The organism is Ramlibacter alkalitolerans (assembly GCF_016722765.1).
In the GTDB taxonomy this organism is placed as follows: Bacteria; Pseudomonadota; Gammaproteobacteria; order Burkholderiales; family Burkholderiaceae_C; genus Ramlibacter; species Ramlibacter alkalitolerans.
Genome location: NZ_JAEQND010000003.1, coordinates 225,456 through 247,764 on the forward strand (window position 1 = coordinate 225,456; position 22,309 = coordinate 247,764).

21 protein-coding genes and 2 tRNA genes are annotated in these 22,309 nt (G+C 68.8%); 12 read left to right on the top strand and 11 right to left on the bottom strand.

Annotated features, from left to right (window positions below):
* Window positions 1-40: 40 nt before the first annotated feature.
* From JI746_RS06420 to JI746_RS06450, 7 genes are all read right to left on the bottom strand, one after another.
* Window positions 41-754: an ABC transporter ATP-binding protein gene (locus JI746_RS06420; protein WP_201687973.1), complete on the bottom strand. Its 714-nt coding sequence runs from the start codon at window positions 752-754 to the stop codon at window positions 41-43.
* Window positions 747-1,508, bottom strand: a complete 762-nt coding sequence (locus JI746_RS06425; protein WP_201687974.1) for an ABC transporter ATP-binding protein — start codon at window positions 1,506-1,508, stop codon at window positions 747-749. Before JI746_RS06425 ends, JI746_RS06420 begins: the two co-directional genes overlap by 8 nt.
* The gene (locus tag JI746_RS06430) at window positions 1,498-2,538 is read right to left on the bottom strand and encodes a branched-chain amino acid ABC transporter permease (RefSeq protein ID WP_201687975.1); all 1,041 of its coding nucleotides are present in this window, start codon (window positions 2,536-2,538) and stop codon (window positions 1,498-1,500) included. Before JI746_RS06430 ends, JI746_RS06425 begins: the two co-directional genes overlap by 11 nt.
* Complete coding sequence (locus JI746_RS06435; protein ID WP_201687976.1) at window positions 2,535-3,398, bottom strand: branched-chain amino acid ABC transporter permease; 864 nt, start codon at window positions 3,396-3,398, stop codon at window positions 2,535-2,537. The genes JI746_RS06430 and JI746_RS06435 overlap by 4 nt, the downstream gene beginning before the upstream one ends.
* Window positions 3,399-3,537: 139 nt before the next feature.
* Window positions 3,538-4,728, bottom strand: a complete 1,191-nt coding sequence (locus JI746_RS06440; protein ID WP_201687977.1) for an ABC transporter substrate-binding protein — start codon at window positions 4,726-4,728, stop codon at window positions 3,538-3,540.
* Window positions 4,729-4,841: 113 nt separating this feature from the next.
* Window positions 4,842-6,416 carry a benzoate-CoA ligase family protein gene (locus JI746_RS06445; protein WP_201687978.1) on the bottom strand — a complete coding sequence of 525 codons (1,575 nt, stop codon included), beginning with the start codon at window positions 6,414-6,416 and terminating at the stop codon, window positions 4,842-4,844.
* Window positions 6,417-6,537: 121 nt separating this feature from the next.
* A complete protein-coding gene (locus JI746_RS06450; RefSeq protein ID WP_201687979.1) occupies window positions 6,538-7,011 on the bottom strand; it encodes a flavodoxin domain-containing protein in 474 nt (157 codons plus the stop codon).
* Window positions 7,012-7,076: 65 nt separating this feature from the next.
* Between JI746_RS06450 and JI746_RS06455 the strand changes: the two genes are divergently transcribed.
* From JI746_RS06455 to boxB, 3 genes are all read left to right on the top strand, one after another.
* Complete coding sequence (locus tag JI746_RS06455) at window positions 7,077-8,036, top strand: helix-turn-helix transcriptional regulator (RefSeq protein WP_269129415.1); 960 nt, start codon at window positions 7,077-7,079, stop codon at window positions 8,034-8,036.
* Between the two features lie 5 nt (window positions 8,037-8,041).
* Complete coding sequence (boxC, locus tag JI746_RS06460; protein ID WP_408004082.1) at window positions 8,042-9,736, top strand: 2,3-epoxybenzoyl-CoA dihydrolase; 1,695 nt, start codon at window positions 8,042-8,044, stop codon at window positions 9,734-9,736.
* 140 nt (window positions 9,737-9,876) lie between these two features.
* Entirely contained in the window at window positions 9,877-11,301 is a 1,425-nt protein-coding gene (gene boxB / locus JI746_RS06465) for a benzoyl-CoA 2,3-epoxidase subunit BoxB (RefSeq protein ID WP_201687981.1), read from the top strand.
* 37 nt (window positions 11,302-11,338) lie between these two features.
* On the opposite strand, the gene JI746_RS06470 is transcribed toward boxB, so the two are convergent.
* Window positions 11,339-12,913, bottom strand: a complete 1,575-nt coding sequence (locus tag JI746_RS06470) for a methyl-accepting chemotaxis protein (protein ID WP_201687982.1) — start codon at window positions 12,911-12,913, stop codon at window positions 11,339-11,341.
* Between the two features lie 274 nt (window positions 12,914-13,187).
* Here JI746_RS06470 and JI746_RS06475 point away from each other — a divergent pair.
* The 8 genes from JI746_RS06475 to JI746_RS06510 all read left to right on the top strand — a co-directional run bounded on the left by JI746_RS06475 (window position 13,188) and on the right by JI746_RS06510 (window position 18,730).
* A tRNA-Pro gene (locus tag JI746_RS06475) sits at window positions 13,188-13,264 on the top strand.
* 198 nt (window positions 13,265-13,462) lie between these two features.
* On the top strand, window positions 13,463-13,642 hold the full coding sequence (locus JI746_RS06480) for a hypothetical protein (protein ID WP_201687983.1): 180 nt from the start codon (window positions 13,463-13,465) through the stop codon (window positions 13,640-13,642).
* 174 nt (window positions 13,643-13,816) lie between these two features.
* Window positions 13,817-15,019 (top strand): MFS transporter, encoded by a 1,203-nt coding sequence (locus JI746_RS06485; protein ID WP_201687984.1) that lies wholly within the window; start codon window positions 13,817-13,819, stop codon window positions 15,017-15,019.
* Window positions 15,016-15,840, top strand: a complete 825-nt coding sequence (locus JI746_RS06490) for an HpcH/HpaI aldolase/citrate lyase family protein (RefSeq protein WP_201687985.1) — start codon at window positions 15,016-15,018, stop codon at window positions 15,838-15,840. Before JI746_RS06485 ends, JI746_RS06490 begins: the two co-directional genes overlap by 4 nt.
* A gap of 165 nt (window positions 15,841-16,005) precedes the next feature.
* Entirely contained in the window at window positions 16,006-16,929 is a 924-nt protein-coding gene (locus tag JI746_RS06495; protein ID WP_201687986.1) for a DUF6502 family protein, read from the top strand.
* 2 nt (window positions 16,930-16,931) lie between these two features.
* Window positions 16,932-18,137, top strand: coding sequence for a DUF5666 domain-containing protein (locus tag JI746_RS06500; RefSeq protein WP_201687987.1), 1,206 nt, complete (start codon window positions 16,932-16,934; stop codon window positions 18,135-18,137).
* Window positions 18,138-18,256: 119 nt separating this feature from the next.
* Entirely contained in the window at window positions 18,257-18,517 is a 261-nt protein-coding gene (locus tag JI746_RS06505; protein ID WP_201687988.1) for a hypothetical protein, read from the top strand.
* Window positions 18,518-18,653: 136 nt separating this feature from the next.
* Window positions 18,654-18,730, top strand: a tRNA-Arg gene (locus JI746_RS06510).
* Between the two features lie 3 nt (window positions 18,731-18,733).
* On the opposite strand, the gene JI746_RS06515 is transcribed toward JI746_RS06510, so the two are convergent.
* Together JI746_RS06515 and JI746_RS06520 are read right to left on the bottom strand one after the other, a co-directional pair.
* Window positions 18,734-19,426: a molybdate ABC transporter substrate-binding protein gene (locus JI746_RS06515; RefSeq protein ID WP_201687989.1), complete on the bottom strand. Its 693-nt coding sequence runs from the start codon at window positions 19,424-19,426 to the stop codon at window positions 18,734-18,736.
* Window positions 19,419-20,396, bottom strand: coding sequence for a Bug family tripartite tricarboxylate transporter substrate binding protein (locus JI746_RS06520; RefSeq protein ID WP_201687990.1), 978 nt, complete (start codon window positions 20,394-20,396; stop codon window positions 19,419-19,421). The genes JI746_RS06515 and JI746_RS06520 overlap by 8 nt, the downstream gene beginning before the upstream one ends.
* A 66-nt stretch (window positions 20,397-20,462) precedes the next feature.
* Here JI746_RS06520 and JI746_RS06525 point away from each other — a divergent pair, with 66 nt between their 5' ends.
* A complete protein-coding gene (locus tag JI746_RS06525; protein ID WP_201687991.1) occupies window positions 20,463-21,461 on the top strand; it encodes a molybdopterin-dependent oxidoreductase in 999 nt (332 codons plus the stop codon).
* On the opposite strand, the gene JI746_RS06530 is transcribed toward JI746_RS06525, so the two are convergent.
* Entirely contained in the window at window positions 21,448-22,239 is a 792-nt protein-coding gene (locus JI746_RS06530; protein ID WP_201687992.1) for a GntR family transcriptional regulator, read from the bottom strand. The genes JI746_RS06525 and JI746_RS06530 overlap by 14 nt on opposite strands.
* Between the last annotated feature and the right edge of the window lie 70 nt (window positions 22,240-22,309).

Sequence of the window (22,309 nt, forward strand, 5' to 3'; positions counted from 1 at the left end):
GCCAGTCCCGCGTCAGTGGACTACCGACGCCGAGCTGGATTCAGACGCCGAGATAGTGCTCGAGCAATTGCGGCTGTGCGCGCAGTTCGGCCGAGGTGCCTTCGAAGACGACTTCGCCCTTGACGAGGATCACGTTGCGATCCGTGACCTGGGTCACCTGCTTCCACGCCTTGTCGACGATGACGCTGGAGATGCCGCTCGCGCGGATGAGGTCGCAGATGCGCCAGATGTCGCGCGCGATCAGCGGCGCGAGGCCCTCCGTGGCTTCATCGAGGATGAGCACGTCGGGATTGGTCATCAGCGCGCGGCCGATGGTGAGCATCTGCTGTTCGCCGCCGGACAGCTGTTGCCCGCCGTGGTTCAGCCGTTCCTTCAGGCGCGGGAAGGTGTCGAGCACGCGTTCGTAGGTCCAGTCGCGCTGGCCCTGCGTGCCCGGCCGCGCGGCCATGACGAGGTTTTCCTTGACGCTCAGGTTGCCGAAGATGCCCCGGCCCTCCGGCACGTAGGCGATGCCGAGTTGCGCCACCTCGTAGGGGGGCCGGCCGAGCATGTTGCGGCCCTTGACCTCCACGGCGCCGCCGCGCGGCGGCACGATGCCCATCAGCGACTTGAGCAAGGTGCTCTTGCCCATGCCGTTGCGGCCCATCAGCCCGATCGTTTCGCCGCGCTCCACGTGGAAGTCGATGCCGCGCAGGATGTGGCTGGTGCCGTAGTAGGTGTGCACGCCGCGCGCAGAGATCAGGCGTTCAGCCATGTTCTTCTTCTTCCCCGAGATACGCGGATTGCACGTTGGCGTCCGCGCGCACCTGCGCCGGCGTGCCGCTGGCGATCACCTGCCCGTTGACCATCACCGTGAGGTGATCGGCGAGCGTGAACACGGCGTCCATGTCGTGTTCCACCAGCATGATGGCGTGCTCCTTCTTCAGGCGCAGCAGCAGTTGGACCATGCGTTCCGCTTCGGCCGTGCCCATGCCGGCCAGCGGTTCGTCGAGCAGCAGCACCTGCGGCCCGGTCGCGAGCGTCATCGCGATCTCGAGCTGGCGCTGCTCGCCGTGGCTGCTGGCCGCGGCGACGTGGCCGCGGCGATGCTGCAGGCCGGCGAGTTCGAGCGCACGCTCGGCGCGTTCGTTCGCTGCGCCCACGCTGTCGGCGAGCGTGAGCCAGCGCAGCGCGTGCGGCGTGCGTGACTGGGCGGCGAGCCGGATGTTCTCCCACACGGTGAACGGCAGGAAGATGTTGGTCTTCTGGTAGCTGCGGCCCAGGCCCGCGCGCGAGATGCGTTCCGGGCTCCAGCCCGTCACGTCGCGCCCGCCCAGCGCCACCGTTCCGGTGCTGGGCGCGATGTCGCCGGAGAGCAGGTTGGTCAGCGTCGACTTGCCGGCGCCGTTGGGGCCGATCACGGCGTGGATGCGTTCGCGCCAGAGATCCAGCGTCACGTCCTGCACCGCGGCGAGGCCGCCGAAGCGCTTCGTGAGCTTGCGCGCGGAGAGCAGGGCTTCAGTCGACATGCGCCGCCTCCCGTGCCGGCAAGGGCGGCGCTTCCTGGATCTGCGTGTCGCGCCGGCGCAGCGCGCGTTCGATCACGCCCAGCAGCCCGCGGGGCGCGAAGGTCACGACCAGCACGATGAACAGGCCCATCCAGAGCTGCCAGTGCTTGCCGGTGTCGAAGGCGCCGATCGCAGGCAGGTCCTTGAAGGCGTGCAGCAGGTATTCGAAGGCGAAGGCGCCGGCGATGGCGCCCGCGAAATTGCCCATGCCGCCGAGGATCACCATCATGATCGCGTGCGCGCTCATGTGGAAGCCCATGAGCTCCGGGTTGATGAAGCCGGTCTGCGCGCCCCACAGGTAGCCGGCGAGTCCGGCCAGTGCACCGGAGAGCGTGAAGGCGGCGAGCTTGTAGCCGAAGGTGCCGAAGCCCATCGCGCGCATGCGGTGCTCGTTGACGCGGATGCCGGCCAGTGCGCGGCCGAAAGGGCTGAACAGCAGCCGGCGCAGGAACAGGTAGACCAGCACCAGCACGGCGAGCGTGAAGTAGTAGAAGACGCGCTTGTCCTCGAGGTCGAACAGGCCGGCGTTCGGCTTGAAGTTGATGTAGACGCCGTCCGAGCCGCCCAGCACCTTGTTGTCGAAGAAGACGTAGAACACCATCTGCGCGAACGCCATGGTGACCATGATGAAGTAGATGCCGCGGGTGCGCACGACGAAGAAGCCGATCACCAGGGCGGCCAGGCCGGCCGCCGCGACGGCCACCGGCAGCGTCCACCAGAGGCTCACGGCACCGTCCTGCGGCGTGAGGAAGGCGAGCGCGTAGCCGGCCATCCCGAAGTACGCCGCGTGCCCGAGCGAGACGAGGCCGGTCACCCCGAGCAGCAGGTCCAGGCTCATGGCGAAGATGGCCAGGATCATCATGCGCGCGACCATCTGCGTGTAGAACTCCGTGCCCAGGAAGGGGAACAGGAGCAGGACGGCGAGCCCCAGCACCAGCAGGGCCTGCAGGCCGCGGGGCAGGGTTTCGAGATTGGCTTTGAGTGTGCTCACTGCTTGAACAGCCCTTCGGGTTTCCACAGCAGCACGGCCGCCATCAGCATGTAGACCAGCATGCCGGCCAGGTGCGGCAGCAGCACCTTGCCGAAGGTGTCGACCAGGCCCACGAGCAAGGCGGAAATGAGCGCGCCGCGCACCGAACCGATGCCACCGATCACCACCACCACGAAGCACATGATCAGCACCTGCGAACCCATGTTGGGATAGACGCTCGAGATCGGCGAGGCGATCATGCCGGCGATGCTGGCCAGGCCCACGCCGAGCGCGAACACCACGGCGTGGATCAGCTTCACGTTGATGCCGAGGGCTTCCGTCATCTGGTGGTTGAAGGCGCCGGCCCGGATCTTCATGCCCAGGCGCGTCTTCGAGATGAGGAAGTACAGCCCCAGCGCGAGCACCACGCACACGCCGGAGATGAACAGGCGGTACATCGGGTAGGACAGGTTGTCCGTCAGCGGGATCGAGGCCGAGAGCACCTGCGGGATGGCGACGCCATGGACGTCATCGCCCCAGAGGATGGAGCGCGATTCCTCGAAGATGTAGATCAGGCCGAACGTGAGCAGCACCTGGTCGAGGTGGTCGCGGTGGTAGAAGTGGCGGAACAGGAGGCGCTCCAGCACCAGCCCGAACAGCACCGACAAGGCCGTGCCCAGCAGGATGGCCACGGTGAGGCTGCCCGTCCTGGCGGCAAGCGACCACGCAAGGTAGGCCCCCAGCATGTAGAAGCTGCCGTGCGCGAGGTTCACGACGCCCATGATCCCGAAGATCAGCGTCAGGCCGGCAGCAAGCATGAACAGCAGCAGTCCGTACTGCACGCTGTTCAGGAGCTGGATGAGGAAGTTGGCGAAGTCCATGGGGGAAGCGGACGCGGGGGTTGCCTCTCGTAGGCTGGTGGTGGAGCGAAGCGAAACCCCAGCGATGCGCGAAGCGCTGGGGTGCCGGGCGCGCGTGGCGCGCCGTCACCGCCAGCCTACGCGGCCCCGCCCTGGCGCATCACGCCGCCAGCTTGCAACCCGCTCCCGAATCCGACAGCGCCTTTGCCGCCACGCCGATCACCTTGTTGTCGCCCTTTTCCACGCGGCGCAGGTAGATGTCCTGCACCGGATTGTGCGACTTGCTCATGGTCCACTTGCCGCGCGGGCTGTCGATGGTCTGCGTCTCGAGCGCCTTGTACAGCGCCTGCTTGTTGGCGATGTCGCCCTTGATGGCGGTCATGCCCTGCGACAGCAGCACGCCGGTGTCGTAGCCCTGCACCGCATACACGTCCGGCTGGCTCTTGAAGGCCTTGGCGTAGTCGAGGCGGAACTGGCGGTTCTTCGGGATGTCCAGCGAATCCGCGTAGTGCATCGTCGTCATGATGCCCTCGGCCGCGGGGCCGGCCGCATCGAGCACGCCTTCGGTGAGGAAGCCCGAGCCCCACAGCGGGATCTTGTCCTTCAGGCCGGCTGCCGCGTAGTCCTTGATGAACTTGGCCGCGCCGCCGCCGGCGAAGAAGCAGGCCACCGCATCCGGGCGCAGCGAAGCGATCTCGGTCAGCAGCGCCTGGAATTCGACGTTGGGGAAGGGCAGGCCCAGTTCCTTCACGATCGTGCCGCCGGCCTTGGTGTAGCTGTCGCGGAAGCCCTCGAAGGCTTCGTCGCCGGCGGCGTACTTCCACGTGATCCACACGGCCTTCTTCAGGCCCTTGTCGACCATCGGCTTGCCCAGCGCCAGCGTCGGCTGGCTGTTGGTGAAGGAGGTGCGGAAGACGTTGGGCGCGCACAGCGCGCGCGTGGCCGCATGCACGCCGGCGTTGGGGATCAGGCTCAGCACGCCGCTCTCGCGGGCCACGCGCTGTATGCCCATCTGCACGCCCGAGTGCACGGTGCCGATCAGCACGTCCACCTTGTCACGCTGGACCAGGCGGTTGGCGTTCTCCACGCCCTTGGACGGCTCCGATTCGTCGTCCACCTTGAACCATTCGATCTCGCGGCCGCCGAGCTTGCCGCCGCGTTCGCCGATCGCCATGCGCACGCCGTTCTCGATCGCGACACCGAGCTGCGCATAGGTGCCGGTGTAGGGCAGCATGAAGCCCACGCGGATCTTGTTCGATTGCGCGCGCGCGATCTGCGGCAGCAGCAGGCCGGTGGAGGCCGCGCCGACAAGGGCGGCACCGCGGGAGAGCACGAGGCGGCGGGTCGTCATGAAAGCTCCTTCGTTCGAATCGGCGCGCAAGGGACAGAAAGCGCCGGGATGTCTGTTTCGTTGCAGCCGAAATTGTCAGCGCATGTGGCACGCACGCGCCACATGGCTTTCCCTCACGCGTGCGCCTGCGCGCGCAACTTGAAGCGCTGGATCTTGCCGGTTGCCGTCTTCGGCAGCTCGGGAACGAAGGCGATCCAGCGCGGGTACTTGTAGGGTGCGAGCCGCGACTTGACGTGCGACTGCAGGTCCTCCGCCGAGGCCTGCCTTCCCTGCTTGAGGACGACGTAGGCCTTCGGTTTGACGAGGCCGTCCTGGTCGGCCACGCCGATCACCGCCGCCTCGAGGATCGCATCGTGCGTCGCAAGGCAGGCCTCGACCTCGAACGGCGACACGTAGATGCCGCCGACCTTGAGCATGTCGTCGCTGCGGCCGCCGTAGGTGTAGTAGCCGTCGGCATCGCACGTGTACTTGTCGCCGCTGCGCGTCCACTCGCCGGCGAAGGTGCTCTTGGTCTTCGCGCGGTTGTTCCAGTACATGAGCGCGGCGCTCGGGCCGCTGATCTGCAGTTCGCCGATCTCGCCGGGCCCGCACTCGCGGCCATCGTCGCCGACGATGCGCAGTTCGTAGCCGGGAACCGGCTGGCCGGTGGTGCCGTAGCGCACCTTGCCGGGACGGTTCGACAGGAAGATGTGCAGCATCTCGGTGGAGCCGATGCCGTCGAGGATCTCGACGCCGTACTCGCGCGTCCAGCGCTCGCCGATGTCGGCGGGCAGGGCCTCGCCGGCGCTGGTGCACACGCGCATCTTCAGCTCGGAGCGCTTCGGCCGCTCGGCGTCCGCCAGCAGCGCCGCATACAGCGTCGGCACGCCGCAGAAGATCGTCGGCTGGAATTTCCTCAGCACGCCGAAGACTTCGGCGGGCGTCGGCCGCGCGGCAAGCAGCACCGTCGTCGCGCCGACGCTCATGGGGAAGGTGAGCGCGTTGCCGAGGCCATAGGCGAAGAACAGCTTGGCCGCCGAATACACGACGTCGTTTTCGCGGATGCCGAGGATCGCCCGGCCATAGAGTTCGGCCGTCTGGACCAGGTGACTGTGCAGGTGCACCGTGCCCTTGGGCGTGCCCGTGGAGCCGCTCGAATAGAGCCAGAAGCAGGCGTCGTCGCTGCAGGTGCCGGCCACCTGGGCATCCGGCTTGCCGGAAGCGATCATGTGGGCCACCGAATGCTCGCCCGTTTCGCCGGCGATCACCATGTGCTCGAGGGTCGAGATCTTGCCGATCAGCGGCTCGAAGGTGGGCAGCAGCGGCTTGGAGACGAACAGCACCTGCGCGCGCGAATCGCGCAGCATGAAGTCGAAATCCCTGGTGGTGAGCAGCGTGTTGGCCGCGATCGGAACCACGCCCGCGAGGATGCTGCCCAGGAAGACGACCGGCCACTCCAGCGTGTCCAGCATCGCGATCATCACCCGGGTTTCCGGTGCGATCCCGCGCTGGCGCAGCGCGTTGGCGAAGCGGTGTGCCTGCTCCGCGAGTTCGCCGTACGTGAGTTGCGCGCCGGTCGCGGCGTCGACGTAGGCGACCTTGTCGGGTCGGGCGGCGTTGCGCGCCAGCAGGTCGTGCGCCGCGTTGTAGTCGCGCGGGATTTCCACGCGTGGCGGCGTGGTGCTGTGGTCGGCGTGGCTCAGGTGCATGCTTGTCTCCTGTTGCGCCCGGTGTCTCCCGGGTCGTCTGCTCCCATGGGCTGGGATCGCTGCAGGCGACACCAGCCTCGTCACGCCGGGATTCGCTCCGCGAAGCCCAGCCTACGCCGCTTCAGGCCGCCACTCTTTGCGTTGCCGCAATGGCTTCCTTCAGCCACTCGCGGCACCACACCGTCGCGAGTTCCTCCGGCATCGTGCCCGCGCTCGCGTCGTGGCACCACACCTCGCCGATGCGCTGGGCCCCGAGGCCCTGCAGACGCTCGTCGAACTTCTTGCCGCCGAAGCAGAAGGTCTGCCCGTAGGTACGATCGCCCAGCGCGATCACCCCATACCGGACCTGCCCCAGGAACTTCGGCTTGCTGTCCAGCGATTCGTACAAGACCCGGGCGTTGTCCGGGACATCGCCCGAACCGTAGGTGGACGTGCAGATGAGATATACCGCATCTTCATCGAAGGCGTCAATTTCCAGCCCGTCCATGAGGGCAATCTCGATCTCGTCCACGAGGTCGGCGCAGTCCATCTGGATGGCCTGGGCCACGTAATCGGCCGTGCTGGTCATGGTGCCGACGAGGATCTTGAGCTTCATGCGGGCTCCGGTTTTGAGTGCAGTAAATTGCTTGACAGCAGGATCACTGGAAGTATACTGCAATCTTGATCCAGAGCAAAGACCCTGCAGAAAAGGCTGCACTGCCCATGACCGAGATCGAACCCCGCGCCACCCTGGCGGAGCTCGGCGCCCGCGTCCGGGGCTGGCGGGCGCGCCGCGGCATGACGCGCAAGCAGCTCGCCACCGATTCCGGCCTGTCGGAGCGCTTCCTGGCCGATGTCGAAAGCGGCAAGGGCAACGTTTCGATCAACTCGCTGGAGGCTGCGGCCCGCGCATTGAACCTCACGATCCTCGACCTGCTGCAGGACGCGCCGCGTCCCGCCATGGCGCGGGTGCAGTCGCTGCTGACCCGCCTGGACGAGCATCAACTGGACCAGGCCTATGCGCTGCTGGCATCGTCCTTCGGCCTGGCCGATGCGCACGGGCGCGAGCAGCGCATCGCGCTGGTGGGGCTGCGCGGCGCCGGCAAGACCACGCTGGGCGCGCAACTGGCGCAGCAGCGCGGCGTCCCCTTCGTCGAACTCGATCGCGAGATCGAGCGCGAGGCCGGCACCAGCATGGCCGAGATCCTGCTGCTGCATGGCCAGGCCGGCTACCGCCGCTACGAGCGCCGCGCGCTGCTGCGCATCGCCGAGGAGCACGCCGAGGGCGTGGTGATGACCACCGGCGGCAGCATCGTCAGCGAGCGCGAAACCTTCGACCTGCTGCAAAGCCACTTCTACTGCGTCTGGGTGAAGGCGAGCCCCGAGGAGCACATGGGCCGCGTCGTCGCCCAGGGCGACATGCGTCCCTTCAAGGCGGCGCGCGGCGAGGAAGGCGAGGTCTCGCGCACCGCCATGCACGAGGCGCTGGAGGACCTGCGCCGCATCCTCGCCAGCCGCGAACCCCTCTATGCGCGCGCCGATGCCGTGGTCGACACGGCGGCGCGCACCGTCAAGCAATCCCTGAGGGACCTGGAGCGCGCCGTGCCCTCCGGCCAGCCCACGACCCTGGAGACCCGATGAACGCCATGACCGAACCGCTGCTGTTCAAGCAGGTGCTGGCCGGCGAGGAACGCGAGCTGGTGAGCTTCGCCACGCATCCCTCGCGCTACCGCCACTGGAAGCTGTCCGTGGAGGGCGACGTCGCGCACCTGAAGCTGGACATCGACGAGGACGGCGGCATCAAGCCCGGCTACAAGCTCAAGCTCAATAGCTACGACCTCGGCGTCGACATCGAACTGCACGATGCGCTGAACCGCATCCGCTTCGAGCATCCGGCGGTGAAGGTCGTGGTGTTCGAAAGCGGCAAGGACCGCATCTGGTGCTCGGGCGCCAACATCTACATGCTGGGCCTGTCCACGCACGCCTGGAAGGTGAACTTCTGCAAGTTCACCAACGAGACGCGCAACGGGCTGGAAGACTCCTCGCGCAACGAGGGCCTCAAGTCCATCGCCGCGGTCACGGGCGCCTGCGCCGGTGGCGGCTACGAGCTGGCGCTGGCCTGCGACCGCATCGTGATGGTCGACGACCGCTCTTCCACGGTGAGCCTGCCGGAAGTGCCGCTGCTCGGCGTGCTGCCCGGCACCGGCGGCCTCACGCGCGTGACGGACAAGCGCAAGGTGCGCCGCGACCTGGCGGACATCTTCTGCACCACCAGCGAGGGCGTGCGCGCCGATCGCGCCAGGGCCTGGAAGCTGATCGACGACCACGCCAAGCCGCAGCAGTTCGGCGCGCTGGTGGACAAGGAAGTCGCCGCGCTGCGCGGGCAGTCGGACCGCAAGGGGCCGGAGCAGGGCATCACGCTCACGCCGGTGAAGGCGGCGATCGACGATGCCGGCTACCACTACGAAGTGGTGGACGTCCAGGTCGACCGTGCGACGCGTACCGCGACGCTGACGGTGCATGCACCCGCCGCCGCCATCGCGTCCACGCCCGAGGCCATCCTTGCCGCGGGTGTGAACTGGTGGCCGCTGCAGCTGGCGCGCGAACTCGACGACGCCATCCTGAACCTGCGCACCAACGAACTCGAAATCGGCACCTGGGTGCTGCAGACGCGCGGCGACGCGCAGCGCGTCGCGCACGCCGCCGCCGTGCTGGAGCAGCACAAGGCGCACTGGCTGGTGCGCGAGACCCTCGGTGCGCTGCGCCGCACGCTGGCCCGCCTGGACGTGACCAGCCGCTCGCTGATCGCGCTGGTGGACCAGGGCTCCTGCTTCACCGGAACGCTGTACGAGCTCGCGCTCGCCTGCGACCGCATCTACATGCTGGACCTGCCGGATGCACCGGACGCCGCGCCGACGCTGCAGCTGACGCAAGCCAACTTCGGCCGCTATCCCGAGGTGAACGGCCTGACGCGCCTGCAGACGCGCTTCCACGAGGATGCGGCCACCCTGCAACAGCTCGCCGGCGTGAAGGACAGTGCCCTGCGCGCCGCCCAGGCACTGGAACTCGGCCTGGTCACGCTCGCGCCCGACGACATCGACTGGGACGACGAGATCCGCCTGATGCTGGAAGAGCGCGCGTCGCTCTCGCCCGACGCCCTGACCGGCATGGAAGCCTCGCTGCGCTTCCCCGGCCGGGAGACGATGGAAACCCGCGTGTTCGGGCGCCTCTCGGCCTGGCAGAACTGGATCTTCATCCGGCCGAACGCCGTGGGCGAGGACGGTGCGCTGAAGCTGTTCGGCACCGGAAGGAAGGCGAGATTCGACTGGAAGCGTATCTAGCGGCGGCGCAGTGCTGGGGTTCGGCCCTTCGGGCGCTCACCACCAGCCTACGAAATCGGCGACAACCCGCGACAACCCATTTGTACGCTGGCGGTGAGCCGCGAAGCGCGAACCCCAGCGATGAAAAAAACGGAGACTCCATGAGCACGATTGACCTGCAGGCCAAGATCCCCAACAACGTCAACCTGGCGGACAACCGCCAGCTCCAGCGCGCGCTGGAGCACTGGCAGCCCGCCTTCCTGCGCTGGTGGGACGAGATGGGGCCGAGCGACTTCCGCGCCAACGAGGTCTACCTGCGCACCGCCGTCGGCGTCGATGCGCAGGGCTGGGCGCAATACGGGTACACGCCGATGCCCGACTATCGCTGGGGCATCTTCCTGGCCGACCGGCAGGAGAACCGCAAGATCGGCTTCGGCGACTTCATCGGCCAGGACGCGTGGCAGGAGGTCCCGGGTGAATTCCGCTCCACTTTCCGCCGCCTGATCGTGACGCAGGGCGACACCGAGCCGGCGTCGGTCGAACAGCAGCGCCTCCTGGGCCACACGGCGCCCTCGCTCTATGACCTGCGCAACCTGTTCCAGGTGAACGTCGAGGAAGGCCGCCACCTGTGGGCGATGGTGTACCTGCTGCACGCCTACTTCGGCCGCGACGGCCGCGAGGAGGCCGAGGAACTGCTGGAGCGCCACAGCGGCGACCCGGACAAGCCGCGCATCCTGGGCACGTTCAACGAGCCGATGGACAACTGGCTGTCGTTCTTCATGTTCACGTACTTCACCGACCGCGACGGCAAGTTCCAGCTCAAGTCGCTGGCCGAGAGCGCCTTCGACCCTCTGGCGCGCAGCTGCCAGTTCATGCTGACCGAGGAAGCGCACCACATGTTCGTGGGCGAGACCGGCGTCGGCCGCGTCATCCGGCGCACGCTGGAGGTGATGAAGGAGCTGGACACCGACGACGCGAAGAAGATCCGGGAAGCCGGCGCCATCGACCTGCCGACGATCCAGAAGTTCATGAACTTCTGGTTCACCAGCTCGCTGGACCTGTTCGGGTCGGAAGCGTCGTCGAACGCCGCCAACTACTTCAGCAACGGCATCAAGGGCCGCCCGGACGAGGCGAAGTTCGCCGACCACGTCGAGACCGACACCACCATGACGATCCAGGTGCCGGACGGGCAGGGCGGCGTGCGCGACGAAACGATCACGGTGCGCAACGGCGTCAACGAGATCACGCGCCTGGAATACGCCAAGGACTGCAACATCGGCGTGACCCGCTGGAACATGCTGGTCAAGCGCGCCGGCGTGTCCTTCGAGTTCAAGCTGCCATCCACGCGCTTCCGCCGCCAGGTGGGGGCCTGGGCCGGCATGCACACCGACCCGCAGGGCAAGCCGATCACGCAGGCGCAATTCGAGGCCCGCCAGACCGAATGGCTGCCGACCGCAGAGGACATCGCCTTCGTCAAGAGACTGATGCAGCGCGTGACCGCCCCCGGCAAGATGGCCGCCTGGATCGCCCCCCCGGACCGCGGGATCAACGCCCACCCGGTCGACTACGAGTACGTGAAGCTCTGACCGTCACCCCCGCGAAGGCGGGGGCCCATCGCCTCCCTCAAGCCGCCAGCAACCGCGGCTGTTCCTCCCGGTGATGCACCCGGAACAGCGACACCGCGTGCACCAGCCGCTCGGCCTGGCGGCTCAGGCTCTCGGCGGCCGCGGCGGCTTCCTCCACCAGCGAGGCGTTGCTCTGCGTCACCCGGTCGATCTGCGTCACGGCCTGGCTCACTTCGGCGATGCCCTTGGTCTGCTCCTGGGTCGCGCTGCTGATCTCCGCCAGCAGCAGCGTCATCTGCTGCACCTGCTCCACCACGTCGTTCATGCTGTCGCCGGCATGCACGGCCTGCTGCTCGCCCGCCTGCACCTTCTGCACGCTGGCCTCGATCAGCGTCTTGATCTCCTTGGCCGCGCCGGCGCTGCGCTGGGCCAGCGAGCGCACTTCCGCCGCCACCACGGCGAAGCCGCGGCCCTGCTCGCCGGCACGCGCGGCTTCGACGGCGGCGTTCAGCGCCAGGATGTTGGTCTGGAAGGCGATGCCGTCGATCACGCCGATGATGTCGGCCATCCGGCGGCTCGCCTCGGTGATGCCGGCCATCGTGCCCACCAGCTGCGATACGGCCTGTCCGCTCGCCTCGGCGGAGCGGCTGGCGGTCGATGCCATGTCGCTCGCGGCGCGCGTGGTGTCCGCGTTGGCGCGCACCGTGGCGCTGATCTGCTCCATCGAGGCTGCCGTCTGCTGCAGGTTGCTGGCCTGCGTTTCGGTGCGCTGGCTCAGGTCCTGGTTGCCGGTGGCGATCTGCGAGGTGCCGGTGGCGATGTTCTCGCTCGACTGCCGCACCGTCGACACCAGGTTCACCAGGCTCGCGTTCATCTGCGACAGCGCCTGCAGCAGCTGCGCCGCCTCGTCGGTGCCGTGCGCGTCGATCTGCGAGCTGAGGTCGCCCTTGGCCACCGTGCGGGCGATGTCCACGGCCTGGCGCAGGCGCTGCACGATGCCGGTGCTGAGCAGCCAGCTCAGGGTGGCCAGCACGATGGCGGACACGAGGATGGCCACGGTGATCGCCACCTTGGCGAACTGGGACGATGCGCCGCTGTCCTCGTGCGCCGCGTGGGCGCGTTGCTCGATCAGGCCGCTGAGGGCCTCCATCTCCTTTTCCAGGGCCTTGAAGCTGGCCATGAAATCGCCCATCTGCGCGAGTGCCGAGGCGCGGTCGCCGAAGGCCAGCGGCACGAGCGCCTTGGCGCGCGCCAGGTACTGGTCGAGGGCAGGGCGGACCTTCGCCACCGCGGCGCGCGTCTCGGGATCGAGCTCCAGGCCTTCCAGGCGCTTGAGGCCGGATTCGAACTGCCTGGCGTGGGCCTCGAGGTCGTCGCGCACGCCCTGCATCGTGGCGCCCTTCGCATCCTGGCCCACCACCAGGGCTGCCAGCACGTCCGCGCGCAGCGCGTCGTGCGCCATGTCCGCCGCCATCTGGCTTTTCAGCGCCGTCTCCGCCTGCAGCATCAGCGCGGCGCTGGCCTCCTGCCGGCTGGTGGCCACGAAGCCGGTGGCGCCGACGGTGATGACGAACAACAGCGCCAGCAGGGCGAGGCCGGTGAGCTTGCGTGCGATCGTGAGCTGGAAGCCCATTCGTTGTTTCCCCTCAGTGCATTTCGTTGATCGAAACGCTTGACTTTTAGCGTGTAAGGAAAAGTAAGCCCGCCGAAGCTATCACGACACTTGCGAGGCGTCTAAGGCTCCAAGGTGCTGGCGCCGGCCGGAACCGGAGGAAAGGGTTCGAGCGGTCGGGGGCGGAGGATGAGCGGCATCGCGTGACGCCGGCCGATTCACGATGGTTGCGACACCGCCGGCCGGGCGCGGTTCGCCGGCGCGTGGCGGGCCGCATCGTAGAATGCGTTCGCGTCGGAGCGTAGCGCAGTCTGGTAGCGCATCTGGTTTGGGACCAGAGGGTCGCAGGTTCGAATCCTGTCGCTCCGACCATCGAAGCCATTCAGTTCCGGTCAGGAACTGCAGCGCGATCCGCGGTGTCGCGGCAACCGGCAACGCGCAAGCTGAGCATGGCGAAGATCGCTCTTCGTGTGGCGCCCTTGCCGCACCTCGCGACCGGCCGCAGTAACTTCACGGCAAAGCAGGAAGTAGTGCACTCGCGCGCATGAAACAATCCGTGACACTTGCGCCGTGAACACCTTCCAACCCGGCGATCAAGTGCAGGAATCCGGCGGCGACCGGCCTATGACGGTTCTCTGGTGCACGCAAGACCTCGTCTACTGTGCATGGTTCGAGGAGACGACCTTGGTCAACGGGCTCTTCGCGCCTGCAGACCTCACCACGGCCCGGACTCCGGACCCAGCCGGCTGAGAGGCCGCGCGGCCGCCGCGGTGCGTCGGCTACAGTGAGGACGATCGTGCCGCACCGAGCGGCCGCTGTGATCCACCTCTCCATGCACGACAGTCCCACCGCTCCTGCGGCACCGCGATGGCGCGACCTCGCAGCCGGCACCCTCATGCGCTTGCCGTCACCGGCGCCCCGCCGATGACCACCACCTGGCGGCCGTTGGCCGTGACGCTGGCCATCCAGGCGCTGGTCGCCATGGCACTGATCACGGTGCCCGTGATGGCGCCCGTCCTGGCACAGGACCTCGGCATCTCCAGCACCTACGTCGGCATCTACGTCGGCGTGGTGTATGCGGCCGCGATGCTCGCCAGCCTTTCCGCCGGTGCCGCAGTCGCGCGCTTCGGCGCCATCCGCGTGAGCCAGGTGGGGCTGCTGCTGTGTGCCGCCGGGCTCGCGCTGTCCGCGCTCGGATCGCTGCCCGCGATGGCGGTCGGCGCGCTGCTCGTCGGCCTCGGCTACGGGCCCGTGACGCCGGCCAGCTCGCACCTGCTGGCCCGCACCACGCCGGCCGACCGGATGTCGCTCGTGTTCTCGATCAAGCAGACCGGCGTCCCGCTCGGTGGCGTGCTCGCCGGGGCGCTGGTGCCGCCGCTGCTCGTCATGGGCTGGCGCGGCGCCTTGCTGGCCGTCGCCGCTGCGAACCTCGCGTGCATCTTCGTGGCGCAGCCGCTGCGCGCGGCGCTGGATGCCGATCGCGACCCGCAGCGGCCGCTGGTGCTGGGCAACCTCGCGCAGCCGATCCGCATCGTGCTGGCCCATCCGCCGCTGCGCCTGCTGGCGGGCTGCTCGTTCCTGTTCTCGATCGCGCAGCTCTCGCTCACCACCTATCTCGTGACCTACCTGCACGACATCCTCGCCTACGGGCTGGTCGCGGCCGGCCTGGCGCTGTCGGTGTCGCAGGCCGCCGGCGTCGTCGGACGCGTGCTGTGGGGCTACGTGTCGGATCGCTACCTGGGCGCGCGCCGCATGCTGGCCACGCTCGCCGCATTGGTGAGCGCGTGCGCCTTGCTCACCGCCGCATTGAACGCGGCGATGCCGGCGGTGGTGGTGCTGGTCGTGCTGGCGCTGTTCGGCGCCTCGGCGATCGGCTGGAACGGCGTGTACCTCGCCGAAGTGGCCCGCGAGGCGCCGGCGGGCCAGGCCAGCGTCGCCACGGGCGGCACGCTGGCGATCACCTTCCTCGGCGTGGTGCTGGGTCCGCCGGCCTTCGGCGCGCTGTCGGGTGCGACCGGCAGCTATCGCATCGGCTTCGTCGCCGTCGCTCTCGCCCTCGTCGTCTGCCTGTTCGCCTTGCTGCGGCCGCTGCGCAAGGCCGGCGCGTCCCTCCGGAGCAGTCCATGAACCCGTGCGTCCGCAGCTACCTGTTCGTTCCCGGCGACCGGCCGGAGCGCTTCGACAAGGCGCTCGCCAGCGGGGCCCATGCCGTGATCCTGGACCTGGGGGACGCCGTCACGCCGGAGCGCAAGGTGCAGGCGCGGCTGGCCATCGCGGCCTGGCTGGCGAAGGCGTCGGCGCGCGTGTTCGTGCGCGTCAACCCCGAAGGCACGCCCTGGCACGCGGACGATTGCGAGCTGCTGTCCGAATCCGCCCAGCTCGCCGGCCTGATGGTGCCCAAGGCCGAAGACCCGACCAGCATCGGGCGCCTGGCACGCCACCTCGGCGACGGCCACCAGCTGATCCCGCTGGTGGAGACGGTGGCCGGTCATTTCGAGGCCGCCGCGCTGGCCCGCATTCCGCGCGTGAGCCGCCTGGCCTTCGGCTCCTTCGACTTCATGGCCGATTCGGGCATCCAGTCGGACGCGCAGGAGCTCGATGCGATCCGCATGAACCTCGTGCTCGTCTCGCGCCACGCGGGCATCGCGCCGCCGATCGATGGCGTCTCGGCGGCGATCGACGATCCTGTGCAACTCGAAGCGGACGTGCGGCGATCGCGCCGCATGGGCATGGGCGCCAAGCTGTGCATCCATCCCAAGCAGGTCGCCATCCTTCACGCGGGCTTCGCGCCGACGCCCGAAGAAGTGGCGTGGGCCCGGCGTGTGCTCGATGCGCTGGCGAGCGGACCGCTGGGCGCCGTGTCGGTCGACGGCAAGCTGGTCGACCGGCCGATCGCCTTGCGCGCCGAAGCAATCCTGGCGGAAGCCGCGTCGGCCTCCGTCGGCTGATTCCGCCAGCGCACCAGCGGCCCGCCGGCCTGCTGGGCTGGACCTTCGCCAGCCGTTGTCAAGGTCGGGCTGCTTGCCGTTCATCGGCGGAATGGGCTCTTTGCACATTTTTAGTTGACTGTGCGCTTTGCACATTTAGACTTCCGCAAAGCCCGCCCGAACCCAATGGAACTCCGCGCCACCAGCCCCGCCCTGACCAGCGACACCGAAGTCGCGCTGACCAGCAGCTCGCCGCTGGAGCAGGGTGCCCTGCTGCGGGCCTGCCGGGCCGTGCTGCGTCCGCTGGCTCAGCTGGCCGTCGCGCGCGGCCTGCCGTTCACCGACGTGGCCGAAGTACTCAAGCAGAGCTTCGTCGAGGCGGCGCGTGCGGCGCACCCCGGCGTGCTGCCGCATCGTGCCGTCAGCCGGATCAGCACGACCACGGGCCTCAACCGCCGCGAGGTCACCCGCCTGATGCAGCGCCGCGGCGGCGAGGGTTCGGCGCGGACCTCCCCGGCGACCCAGGCCTTCACCCGCTGGCTGACCGATCCGGCCTTCACCGGCGAGGACGGCGTTCCGTCGCCACTGCCGCCGCAGGGGCCGGCGCCCAGCTTCGAAAGCCTGGCGCATTCGGTCACGCGCGACGTGCATCCGCGCACGCTGCTGGAGGAGTTGTCGCGCCTCGGGCTCGCCCGCGTGGACGAGGACGACGGCCGCGTGCACCTGGTGAACCGCGCGTTCGTGCCGCGGGCCGACCTCGACCGCATGCTGGCCTTCCTCGGCGCCAACGTGGGCGATCATCTGGCGGCGGCCGTCGCCAACGTGCTGAGCGACGGCAGGCGGCATTTCGAGCAGGCGCTCTTCGCCGACGAACTCTCGGACGAATCGCTGGACGCCGCCCGCGGCCTGATCAGCCGGCAGTGGCAGGAACTGCTGCACACGCTCGCCCCCGCCCTGCAGGCCCTCATCGACGCGGACAAGGCCGAAGGCCGGCCCGCCGGCCAGCGGCTGCGCATCGGCCTGTTCGCATTCACCGACGCCATGGATGCGCCCGCGGGCGCAACCGCTGCACGTCCCGCCTCCACCCCCACCTCGATTCGCAAGGAGTAGCCATGTCCGATCTGCCCGCCTCGTCCGTCGCTCCGCTCGTCCCCCGGCGCCGGGTCCTCGTCAGCCTGCTGTCGGCCGCCGGGGTCATGGCCTTGCCGTCCTGCGGCGGCGGCGGTGGCGGCGGCGGCGTGGCCGGCGTCGACACCGGCGGGACCGGCTCGTTCTCCATCGGCAGCATCGTGGGCTTCGGCTCCATCATCGTGAACGGCGTGCGCTTCGAGGACAACGCCGCCCGCGTCGCCGACGACGCCGGCGGCGTGCTGTCGGCCAACGACCTGCGGCTCGGCATGGTGGTGCGCGTGCAGGCCGGCACCATCACGCCCGGCAGCGGTGACGTGCTGCCGAGCGCGACCGCCACCTCCATCATCGTCGAGAGCGAGATCAAGGGGCGGGTGGAGTCCAAGACCGGCACCGACACGCTGGTCGTGTTCGGCCAGACGGTGAAGGTGAATGCCGCGACCGTCTTCGAGAACGTGACCTTCGCCACGATCGCGGTGGGCAACATCCTCGAGGTGTCCGGCTTCGCGGATGCCGCCGGGGTGATCACGGCGACGCGCATCGAGCGCGAAGGCGCCGCCAACGAGTTCAAGGTGCGCGGCGTGATCGCCAACCTGGACGCCGTGAACAGGACGTTCCAGATCGGCTCGGCCACCTTCATCTTCGCAGGCTCCGGCGTGCGCCTGCCGGCCACGCCCCTGCAGAACGGCCAGTTCGTGCGCGTGCGCACCACGACCCTCCAGAACGCCGCCGGCCAGTGGGTGGTCACGCGGATCGACCTGCGCGATGCCGTCGAGGACCGCGGCGAAGCGGAGGTCGAAGGCATCCTGGTGCAGAACGGCACGGCGCTGCAGGTCAACGGGATCACGATCGACACCAGCCGGCTTGCGGCCGGCTCCGTGCCTGCCGTGGGCCAGAAGGTCGAAGTCGAAGGCCAGCTGGTCAACGGCGTGCTGGTCGCGAGCAAGATCAAGCTGGAGGACGCCAACGAGGGCGCGCAGGTGGACGTGCGCGGTGCGGCGTCTGCCGTCAACAAGACGGCGCAGACGCTGGTCGTGCGCGGCTTGACCTTCCACTACACGCCGGGTGTCACGGAGTTCCGGAACGGCACCGTGGACACCCTGGTCGACGGCGCGAACGTGCGCGTGCGCGGCACGCTGCCCACGGGCGGGGCCGGCGCCATCGAGGCCACCCGCCTCGAATTCCAGTAACGAAGCGCCACGCAACACGCCTCCCCGGGAGCCGCAGTCGTCCCGGGCGATGGCGCCGTGTGCGGGCAGGGTGCCCGCACGCGGATCCGACTGCCTGATCGCTCCCCAGGGAGGACCCCATGCAGAACGCCACCAGTGACCGCATCGTGAAGTTGACGGCTGAACTCAAGGAGGTGCAGGCCATGTTGTCCGGGCAGCAGCGGGAACTGCTGCGTGCCATTTCGGCCGACGGCCCCGGGCAGGACCGGTTGCGCGGGCAGGTCCGTGCCCTCAGCTACAGCGCCATGGGCATCATTGCCGAAATCGACAAGGAATTGCAGCGCCGCCGCTCCCTCGCGGCCGAGCGGGTGCCTGCGTTCGAGGCCGAAACCCTGCGCTGAGCCGTGCTCCGTCGCGAGGCCGCATAATCGGCGCGCTGGCGGCCTCGCGCTGCCCGCGCGCCGCGCGAAGCCTGGATCGCCCGGCACCTTGTCGACGGGCATTCTGGTTGCACACCAGGATGCTCGGCTTTTGCTCGCGGCGGTAGCTCAACCGGATAGAGCACCAGCCTTCTAAGCTGGGGGTTACGGGTTCGATTCCTGTCCGCCGCGCCACCTTCACGCAGGCGCCGGCAGCAGACCCGCATCCGCGAAGAGGCGCCGGCTTTCGGGCTGCTGCACGTACGCCATCAGCCCCGTGGCAGCGGGATCCAGGAGTGCGCAAACGTACTCGGTCTGATTTTGCAGCGATGGCGGCAGCATCGCTGCGAGCGTCACGTGCGCGCTGCTGCGGATCACGCTCGATGGCGTGGCGCCCATGGCCACGCGCCCCGTGGCGACCCAGTCGACCACTTGCAGCCCCGACTCGGCGAGTTGCGTGCGTCCCCGCATCGCGGCGGCGATGCCCAGCTTCTCCAGCACGCTGGCGAAATGCATGCCGCTCGAATCGCCGTGCTGTGGGTCGCCATACGCCAGCGAGTCCGCCCGCAGCAGCGTTTCGCGCAGCAGTTCGGGCGAGGAGACATCCGGCAGCGTGCAGCCGGTGCGCACCGCCAGGCCGACGCCCACGCAGCCGAGGGAGTGGTCCTCGCGCACGAGGCCCTGGCGCCGCAAGGTCTCCAGCACCGGCTTGCTGAGGACGACCAGGTCCGCCGGCTCGCCCGAGGCCAGCCGCTCGCGCAGGCTGCCCACGGCCCCGAAACTGCACGTGACCGGGGTGCCGGTGGCTTGCTCGAAGCGCGCGGCCGCCGTGGAGAAGGGCGCCTTGACCGCGCCGGCGCACAGCACGCGCAGCGCGCGGCCTTCAGCCATCCGCGAGGCCCGTCTGCCTGACCATGCGCTTGTACGCCGCGTAGCTTTTCACCGCCTGGGCGGCAAAGGCGGAAGCGGTCCCGGGGGTGGCCTCGTAGCCGCTTTTCTGCATCACCTGGACCATGTCGGGAGCCGTCATCGCCTTCTGCACTTCCGCGTTGACCCTGTCGACGATGGGCGTCGGCAGGCCGGCGGGGCCCCACAGCGCGATGGACGTGTCCGGCATGGCGAAGTTCGGGATGCCGCTTTCCGCGATGGTCGGCACGTCCGGGTAGTTCTTGCTGCGGTGGTTCTCGATCACCGCGATCGCGCGCAGCTTGCCGCTCTGGATGTGCGGCGCGATGACCGACAGGATGAGGATGCCGACTTTCACCTGGCCGCCCAGCAGGTCCGTCAGGGCCGGGTTGCCGCCCTTGTAGCCCACGTGCAGCAAGCGCGCGCCGCTGCCGTGCACCAGCGATTCGCCGGTGAGGTGGTGCAGCGAGCCGACGCCCGCGGTGACGTACGGCACCGGCTCGCGGCTTTCCTTCGTGTACTCGACGAGTTCCTTCATCGTCTTCACCGGCACGCTCGGATGCACGACGACGACGGTGGGCGTGATCGCGGCGGAGATGATGGGGGTGAGGTTCTGCACCGGATCGAAGCCGCTCGTCTTCACCACCAGGCTGGAGAGGTACATGCTGGTGTCGGTGCTCGCCAGCAGCGTGTAGCCGTCTGGCGGCAAGCCTGCGACGAGCTGGGCGCCGATCAGGCCGCTGGCGCCCGCGCGGTTGTCGATCACCACCTGTTGCTTCAGCTGCTCCGAGAGTTGCCTGGCCAGCGGGCGCGCGAAGTTGTCGACCCCGCCGCCGGCGGCGAAGGGCACGACCAGGCGGATCGGCTTGTCCGGATACTTGCCGTCCTGGGCGGCGGCGACGCCGGGCAGCAGGGCGAGGGGCCATTGCGCGAAGGAGCGGCGGGAAAGGGGCATGTCTTGTCCTTTCGTTGATCGCTGGATATGGTATACAGAATCCAGGATATGCATAGTGGGGTTGTCATGGACAGGTTGCGCGTACCGATGCAGGACCAGGAGCGGTTCAACAACACGCTGCCGTGGCACGAACTGGCTGCCGACGTGACGCCTTCGGAGCGCGTGTTCGTGGTGCACCACCTCGGCATCCCGCAGATGCCGCCCGTGCAGGATTGGTACCTGGTGGTGGATGGCCTAGTTGAGCGCCCCTTGCGGCTGGGGCTGTCCGACCTGCAGGGGTTCGAGCGCCGCGAGGTGCTTGCCGTCCACGAGTGCGCCGGCAGCCCGCTGCGCCCCACCGTGCCGGTCCGGCGGGTGGCCAACGTGCGCTGGTCCGGGGTCACGCTGGCCAGCGTGCTGCGCGGCGCCGGCATCGCAGCAGCGGCGCGCTACGTCTGGGCCACGGGTGCGGACGGCGGCATCTATCCGCCCACGGGCCATCCCAACGAGTGCTATCGCAAGGACCTGCCGCTGGCCAAGGCGCTGCAGGACGAGGTGCTGCTCGCCTGGGAAATGAATGGCGCTGCACTCGACACGCGGCATGGCGCACCCGTGCGCCTGGTGGTTCCGGGCTTCTACGGCACCAACTCGGTGAAGTGGCTGACGGCCCTTTCGCTGCAGCCCGATCGCGCCGACGGCTACTTCACGCAGACCTTGTACAACGACGAGGTGGTGCGTGACGGTGAAAAGGTGGCGCAGCCGGTCTGGGCGACGGCGCCCAATTCCGTGATCGTGGCGCCTGCGCTGGGCGCGCAACTCCCCGTCGGCCGCTGCGACATCCGGGGCTGGGCATGGGGGGCAGCGCCGATCGCCACCGTGGCGGTGAGTACGGATGGCGGCCAGCGCTGGATGCCGGCGCAGCTGCGGCCCCGGCGGGAGTTCGGCTGGCAGGGCTTCGGCGCCAGCTGGGACGCAACCGCCGGCGCGCACACCTTGATGTGCCGCGCGACCGACGCGCAAGGCGTGGCGCAACCGCTTTCCGGCGCACGCAACGAGGTGATGCGGCTGGCCGTCAGCGTCGGCTGATCGCGGCCCTGGGGGCTTCGGCGGGTTGCGCCGCGTCCTGCTGCTCGCGCACGGCGCGCACCAGTTCCAGCCCATGCTCCGCGATGTGGCGCTTGAGCAAGGCCACGGCCGTTGCGGCGTCGTTGCGCGAGCAGGCCAGGGCCATCTGCTCGTGCTCGTTGAGGACCGCGGCCCATTCCAGCGTGTTGGCCTCGCTGCGCTGCTGCAGTGGCACCATCGGATCGCTTTGCTCGATGTGCATGCGCATGTGGCGCGCGAACAGCTGCTGCAGGTTGTCGATCGCCGCCAGCAAGCGGGGCCTTCCCGCCGGCGCGTACAGGCGCTGATGGAACTCCCAGTTGAGTTCGCCCCAGCGGCCTTCGAACTCCGCGGCGGCATGGCTCTCGCTCGCCGAGCGCATGATGGCGCGCGCGCGCTCCACCACGGCCAGCGCCGCGTCGGTGTCGGCCCGCGTGAAGCGCTGTGCGGCGCGCTCGATGGCCACCGTCTCCAGGGCCAGCCGCATCTCCAGGATTTCCTCGAAGTCCTCGGTGGACAGCGCGGTGACCACGACGCCGCGTCGCGGCTGCGTTTCCACCAGGCCCTCGCCCTCGAGCTTCAGCAAGGCCTCGCGGACCGGAACGCGGCTCACGCCGAACTTGCGCGCCACCTCCTCCTGCCGCAGGACCGTGCCACCCGGCAGCGCCCCGCGCAGGATCGCCTGCCGCAGCAGGCGCGTCACCGAATCCGTCATGGTCGGATTGATGGTCAACCCTGCCGCGTACTCGTCCAGATTCATTCTGGGGATTTTAACAGTTGACGCTCGTTCTGGATAATCGATACGATATCCAGTATACAAATTCGCCCCG